Source organism: Streptomyces sp. NPDC058691 (assembly GCF_042714775.1).
GTDB lineage: Bacteria > Actinomycetota > Actinomycetes > Streptomycetales > Streptomycetaceae > Actinacidiphila.
Window position 1 is genome coordinate 25,396 of the sequence record NZ_JBHXSO010000074.1, and the last position, 6,170, is coordinate 31,565.

A 6,170-nucleotide genomic window follows, 5' to 3' on the forward strand; every position below is an offset into this window, starting at 1 on the left:
GGCTCCGGTGACACGATCGGGACCCAACGCTCACCTGCCGCTCACCCGCGGCCCTCCAAGTACGCCGTGATGCCGTCCGCGATGCCCTGGGCGGCCTTCTGACGCCAGGCCGCGCTGGAGACCAGGGCCGCGTCCTTCGGGTCGCGCATGTTGCCGCACTCGATGAACACCTTCGGCACCCTGCTGAGGTTGAGCCCGCCCAGGTCGCCGCGGACGTCCAGGCCCGATCCGCCGCCGATGTAGTTGGACGGCTTGGTGCCGGTCGCGTCCCCGAAGTGGTCCCGCAGGGCGGTGCCGAGCAGCCGGGAGGGCTTGGTGATCGCCCGGGTGTCCGCGACGCCCTTGTGGACGGAGGCGGGCAGGATGACGTGGTAGCCGCGGTTGCCCGCCGCCGAACCGTCGGCGTGCACCGACACCACCGCGTCCGCCTTCGCGTTGTTGCCGATCCTGGCCCGCTCGTCGATGCACGGGCCGTAAGGGCGGTCGCCGTCCTGGGTGAGCTTCACCGTCGCACCCCGGTCCTGGAGCAGCTTGCGCACCCGGCGCGACACGTCCAGCGTGTACGACGCCTCCGGGTACCCGGCGTTGGTCGCGGTGCCGGTGGTGTCGCACTCCTTGCGGGCGGTGCCGATGTCGACCTTGCGGGCGATCTCGGTGGTGTGCCGGTTGTTCGTGGGGTTGTGGCCGGGGTCGAGCACGACGACCCGGCCGGCCAGCTGCCTGCCCGTCCGCGGGGGCCGGGACGGCGCCTTCGTGGGGTGGACGGACGGCCGCACCGATGGCAGCGCCGCCACGCTCTGCGGGACGTCGCTGTTGCGCCCCTGGTCCGCGGGGGCGCTCGCCGCGCCCCACACCAGCCACGCCGCCGTACATGTCGGTACCAGCGCCGCGGTCACGACCACGGCGGGGTTGCCCATCGTCTTGAACACGTCCGCGATGCTATCGGCCGGGTCCGGCTCCCGCGCCCGTACGCCGCAGGACATGCAGCGAACCGGTCACGGAGAGTTCCGTGAACGCCCCCGACTCAAGAGCCCGGCGGTAGATCCGCCACGGCGCCTGGCCGCCGTCGGCGGGGTCCGCGAACACGTCGTGGATCACCAGCAGGCCGCCCTCGGCGAGATGCGGCACCCAGCCCTCGTAGTCGTTCGTGGCGTGCTCGTCGGTGTGGCCCCCGTCGACGAAGACCAGGCTCAGCGGCTTCCCCCACACCGCGGCCACCTGCGGGGACCGCCCCACGACCGCGATCACGTACTCCTCCAGGCCCGCCGCGTGCAGGGTCCGCCGGAACGACGGCAGCGTGTCCATCCGGCCGACCTCCGGGTCCACCAGCGTCGGGTCGTGGTACTCCCAGCCGGGCTGCTGCTCCTCGCTGCCGCGGTGGTGGTCGACGGTGACGGCGACGGTCTTCGCCTCCCGCGCGGCGGCGGCCAGCAGGATCGTGGACCGGCCGCAGTACGTGCCGACCTCCAGCAGGGGCAGCCCGGGCAGCCGCGTGGCCGCGTCCGCGGCGGCGGCGTACAGGGCGAGGCCCTCGTGCGGGGGCATGAATCCCTTGGCCGCGGTGAATGCGGCGAGGGCGTCTGCGGGGGGTGTGGGCGTGAGCATGGGGCCTATCGTCCCCTATGGCCGTGGGGTTTTTTCCCCGCCCTCCCGCCCTCCCCCAACCTTCGGCCGGGGGTGCCCCCAGCCCTGTGAAGTCCGGGCGCCCCGGCGCGCGTGCGGGGTGGGCCGGGTTCGGGGCCTCCGGGGCTGCACGTCCTGGACTGGGATATTTACGTGCGTTTCCAGCACCTGCCTATCCCGTCCTGTCCCGGATGCTGCACACAAATATCCCGCAGCGTCCAGAACATCCACCCCTACGACCCCGCCCCCTCGGTTTCGTCATGCGCCTGATCCCCAGTGGGGGGTGGAAGACAGCCATGGCAGAGGCAGAGGGTCGGTGCGGCGACACATCAGCCGCCCAGCCGTCACCGCCCACACACCGTGGGGCTGTCTCCAGGCAACCGCAGCCACCCCGGACTGCCTCCATACCCCTCCTGGGGATCAGGCGCGAACACTACGGAGGGGGCGGGGTCGTAGGGGTGGGCGTTCTGGACTGTGGAGCATATTTGTGTGCGGTATCCGGGCAGGGATGGGATGAGCAGGTGCTGGAAACGCACGTAAATGTGCTGTCCAGAATGGCCAGCCCCGGAGGCCCCGCACCCGGCCCACAAACCACGCGCGTCGGGGTCACTGACTTCACAGGGCTGGGGGCACCCCCGGCCGAAGGTTGGGGGAGGGAGGGCGGGCGGGGAAAAGACCAGGTCAGAGCCAGCCGTGGTGGCGGGCCGCACGGACCGCCTCCATACGATTCCGGGTACCGGTCTTCCCGATCGCGGAGGACAGATAGTTCCGCACCGTGGACTCCGAGAGCCGCACCCTCGCCGCGATGTCCGCCACCGTCGCCCCGTCGACCGCCGCGTTGAGGACGTCCTGCTCGCGCGCGGTCAGCGGGCTCGCCCCCGTGCTGAGGGCGGCGACCGCCAGGGCCGGGTCGATGACCTGGTGCCCGGCCAGGACGCGGCGGATGGCCGCGGCCAGTTCCTCGACGGGGCCGTCCTTGACGAGGAAGCCCGCCGCGCCTGCGTCCATCGCGCGCCGCAGGTAGCCGGGGCGGCCGAAGGTGGTGAGGATGAGCACCTTGCAGGAGGGCAGCCGCTCCCGCAGGTCCGCCGCCGCGTCGAGGCCGCTGCGGCCGGGGAGCTCGATGTCGAGCAGCGCGACGTCCGGCCGGGCCTCCAGCGCGGCGGCCACGATCTCGTCGCCCGCGGCGACCTGCGCGACGACCTGGATGTCGTCCTCCAGGTCGAGCAGCAGGGCGAGGGCCCCGCGCATCATGCCCTGGTCCTCCGCCAGCAGGACCTTCACGACGCCGTCGGCGCTGCTCATGCGGCCTGTTCCTCCTCCACCGGAAGCTCCGCGACCACCCGGAACCCGGTGCGCGGCGCCGCCCCCGCCCGCAGGGAGCCGCCCGCCGCGGCCAGCCGCTCGGTGAGGCCCTTCAGACCCGAACCGGAGGTGGTCGGCTCCGAGCCTACGCCCTGCCCGTCGTCGGTGATCTCCAGCCGCACCTGCCCACCGCCGCTGGCCAGTTCGATCCGGCAGGAGGCCGCGCCGCTGTGCCGTACGACGTTGGTGACCCCTTCCCGTACGACCCAGCCCAGCAGCGCCTCGGTCTGCGGCGGCAGGGGCGGGCCGGTCTCCACGACGACCGCCTCGACGCCGGCGGCGGTGAGCGCCGAGCGGGCCCGGTCCAGCTCGGTGGACAGGCTGCCCTCGCGGTAGCCGGTGACCGCCTCGCGGATCTCGGTGAGGGCCTGCCGGCCGACCGCCTCGATGTCGGCGACCTGGGCCAGGGCGGCGTCGATGTCGCGCGGGGCGAGCCGGCGCGCGGCCTCGGACTTCACGACGACCACCGAGAGGGTGTGGCCCAGCAGGTCGTGCAGGTCGCGGGAGAAGCGCAGCCGCTCCTCGGCGACCGCGTGCCGGGCCAGCTCCTGCCGGGTGGCCCGCAGTTGCGCGACGGCGTCGAAGAGCCGGAGCATCGCGGCCGTCACCAGGCCCGAGATCAGCGATCCGTAACCCATCGAGACGCCGTTCCACAGGTCGTCGCTGCGCCAGCCGGAGACCAGGCCCGCAGAGAGGGCCAGGCCGACGAGGATCAGGCCCATGTGACGGCCCCGCACCACGATCCCGACGGCCAGCGACAGCAGCGGGAAGAACAGCAGCCAGCTGCCGCCGTAGCCGATGGCGAGCGCGTACGTGAGGGCGCCCAGCGGGAGCAGCAGCAACTGCGGCACCCCACGGGCCACGGCATAGGGCTTGAAGGCGGTGAACGCGATCGCGACATAGAGGGAGTTGAAGGCCAGCAGGCCGAGCCCGCCGAGCCAGGGGTTGGACGCGTCGCCCTGGAGGAGGTGGGACAGCGCGCCCACCCCCATCAGCAGCCAGGGCAGGAAACTCAAGGGGGTCGGGGCCTTGAGGTCCTCGATCGCCTCCGAGATGTCCCGCGGGCCGCGCGGGCGCCGCCGCTCCCACTCGTGCCGGGCGCGGGTCGTCCACGGCACCCGTGCCGCCTTGCACTCCTCCGACGCGGCCATGGCCGGCCTCCCTTCCTCGTGCGTGTCCTCGTGGGTGCCCAGGGGGTTCATCACACGGTGCGTGCCGAGCGCCGGTAGGCATACGTCGCGTACGCGCCGAACACCGCCGTCCAGCCCGCCAGTACCGCGACGGTGCCCAGGTGCGGAGCCGTTCCGCCGGTGACGCTCCAGCCGAGCTCCCCGAAGCGGTGGGACGGGGTCCAGCGGGAGACCGCCCGCAGCCAGCCGGGGAAGAGCGAGGTGGGGAACCACAGTCCGCCGACCACCGAAAGGCCGAGGTTGCAGGCGACGTTGACCACGCCGGTGGTCTGTGCGGTCAGCCGGTAACCGTTGCCGAGCCCGAGCAGAGTGAAGGGAGCCGTGCCGGCCCACAGCAGGCCGGCGATCGCGCCCCACTGCCACAGCCGCAGGTCCACGCCGTTGACGAGACGTCCGGCCAGCAGGACGGCGAGGATGGCGGGGAGCACAGTGACCGAGCCGCTGAGGCAGCGCCCGACGACCACCTGGGAGGGCGACATCGGGGTGATGCGCAACTGGCGCAGCCAGCCGTGCCCCTTGTCCTCGGCGACGCCGGTGCCGGCGGCCAGGGCCGAGCCCAGTGCCCCGTACGCGGCCATGCCGATCATCGCGGCCAGGGCGGCGGCCTTGTCCTCCTCGGAGCCGGAGACGCCGAGGTTGGTGAAGAGCAGGTACATCATGACGGGCATGCCGACCCCGAAGATCACGAAGCCGGTGTCCCGCAGGGTGCGGCGGATCTCCAGCGTGACGTAGGCGAGCAGCATCAGACGTTCTCCTCTTTGAGGACGGTCGGGGTGGGGAGGAAGCCGGCCGGCGCGGCGTCGGCGTCGGCGTCGGCGTTCCGCGAGGTGAGGGAGAGGAACGCGTCCTCGAGGCTGGCCGCGGTGACCTCCAGGCCGCGGATCATGCGGCGCTCGGCGAGCGCGACCACGGTGGCGTCGGAGTCGGAACTGCGCAGGTGGGCACGGTCGCCGCGGATCTCCACGGAGACCACGCCGGGCAGTTGCCGCAGGCCCTCGGTGGCGGCGCCCGCCAGGTCGAAGGCGACCAGGTTGCCGCCGACCGCGCGCTTGATGTGCTCGCCGCTGTCGTCGGCGACGATCCGGCCGCGGTCGATGACGACGATCCGGTCGGCGTTCTCGTCCGCCTCCTCCAGGTAGTGCGTGGAGAACAGGACGGTGTTGCCGCGCGCGGCGTAGGCCCGCATGGAGTCCCAGAAGGCCCGCCGGGCCTCGACGTCGAGGGCGGCGGTCGGCTCGTCCAGCACGACCAGTTCGGGGTTGCCGACCAGCGCCACGGCGAAGCGCACGCGCTGTGCCTGTCCGCCGGAGAGCCGGTCGGCCCTGCGGTCGGCGAAGCCGGTGAGCCCGGCCAGCTCCATGGCCTCGGCGACGGGCAGCGGGGCCGGGTAGGTGCGGGCCACGAAGGTGAGCAGCTCCCGGACGGTGACCCGGGGGATCGGCCGGCCGTCCTGCAGCATCGCGCCGACCTTCCCGGCCCGCACCGCCTCCTGCGGGGTGCCGCCGAAGAGCCGGACCTCGCCGCTGTCCGGGCTGTCGAGCCCCAGCAGGAGGCTGATCGAGGTGGACTTGCCGGCCCCGTTGCGGCCGAGCAGGGCCACGGACTCGCCGCGCCGGATCTCCAGGTTCACCTCGTCCACGGCGCGCACCGCGCCGAAGGTCTTGACCGCCCGGGTGAAGCTCACAGTCGTCGTCATGCCGACGACGGTACGGGGGGAGGGCAAGGCGGGGGCAGAGGGGAAAGTACGCGGTTCCCCAGGACAAATGTCATGGGTGGCGCCATGGCTGACGAGGCGTCAGGCGGGTGCTCCGCCTGAGCGGGTCGTCCCGCTCGTGGGCTCGGCTTCCCGGGTGGTGCGGGAAGCGAGGCACCTTGCCCGGCGGTGACGCCCGCGCGGGCGGGACCGCAAGACCCGGCCGGGGGCGACGGGGCCACCCAAGCGGGCCCCCGCCTGTGCGACAACCCCCACCACAACCGGCACGATCCCGCGGG

Annotated in this window: 6 protein-coding genes; all 6 read right to left on the minus strand. The window is 73.0% G+C overall.

The genetic code is table 11. From position 1 onward, the window contains the following. Nucleotides 1–41 precede the first annotated feature (41 nt). Entirely contained in the window at nt 42–917 is an 876-nt protein-coding gene (locus tag ACFWVC_RS34550) for an N-acetylmuramoyl-L-alanine amidase (protein ID WP_384296746.1), read from the minus strand. 22 nt (nt 918–939) lie between these two features. Continuing rightward, complete coding sequence (locus ACFWVC_RS34555) at nt 940–1,605, minus strand: class I SAM-dependent methyltransferase (RefSeq protein ID WP_384296741.1); 666 nt, start codon at nt 1,603–1,605, stop codon at nt 940–942. A gap of 699 nt (nt 1,606–2,304) precedes the next feature. Then, a complete protein-coding gene (locus ACFWVC_RS34560) occupies nt 2,305–2,928 on the minus strand; it encodes a response regulator (protein ID WP_384296742.1) in 624 nt (207 codons plus the stop codon). Next, nucleotides 2,925–4,139 carry a sensor histidine kinase gene (locus ACFWVC_RS34565; RefSeq protein WP_384296743.1) on the minus strand — a complete coding sequence of 405 codons (1,215 nt, stop codon included), beginning with the start codon at nt 4,137–4,139 and terminating at the stop codon, nt 2,925–2,927. Before ACFWVC_RS34565 ends, ACFWVC_RS34560 begins: the two co-directional genes overlap by 4 nt. A 50-nt stretch (nt 4,140–4,189) precedes the next feature. Beyond that, a complete protein-coding gene (locus ACFWVC_RS34570; RefSeq protein WP_384296744.1) occupies nt 4,190–4,921 on the minus strand; it encodes an ABC transporter permease in 732 nt (243 codons plus the stop codon). Further along, nucleotides 4,921–5,874: an ABC transporter ATP-binding protein gene (locus ACFWVC_RS34575; protein WP_384296745.1), complete on the minus strand. Its 954-nt coding sequence runs from the start codon at nt 5,872–5,874 to the stop codon at nt 4,921–4,923. The genes ACFWVC_RS34570 and ACFWVC_RS34575 overlap by 1 nt, the downstream gene beginning before the upstream one ends. Between the last annotated feature and the right edge of the window lie 296 nt (nt 5,875–6,170).

Coding starts and splice junctions, on each gene's coding strand:
- ACFWVC_RS34575 (WP_384296745.1), bottom strand. CDS start 5,874: ATGACGACGACTGTGAGCTTCACCCGGGCGGTCAAGACCTTCGGCGCG.
- ACFWVC_RS34570 (WP_384296744.1), bottom strand. CDS start 4,921: ATGCTGCTCGCCTACGTCACGCTGGAGATCCGCCGCACCCTGCGGGAC.
- ACFWVC_RS34560 (WP_384296742.1), bottom strand. CDS start 2,928: ATGAGCAGCGCCGACGGCGTCGTGAAGGTCCTGCTGGCGGAGGACCAG.
- ACFWVC_RS34555 (WP_384296741.1), bottom strand. CDS start 1,605: ATGCTCACGCCCACACCCCCCGCAGACGCCCTCGCCGCATTCACCGCG.
- ACFWVC_RS34550 (WP_384296746.1), bottom strand. CDS start 917: ATGGGCAACCCCGCCGTGGTCGTGACCGCGGCGCTGGTACCGACATGT.
- ACFWVC_RS34565 (WP_384296743.1), bottom strand. CDS start 4,139: ATGGCCGCGTCGGAGGAGTGCAAGGCGGCACGGGTGCCGTGGACGACC.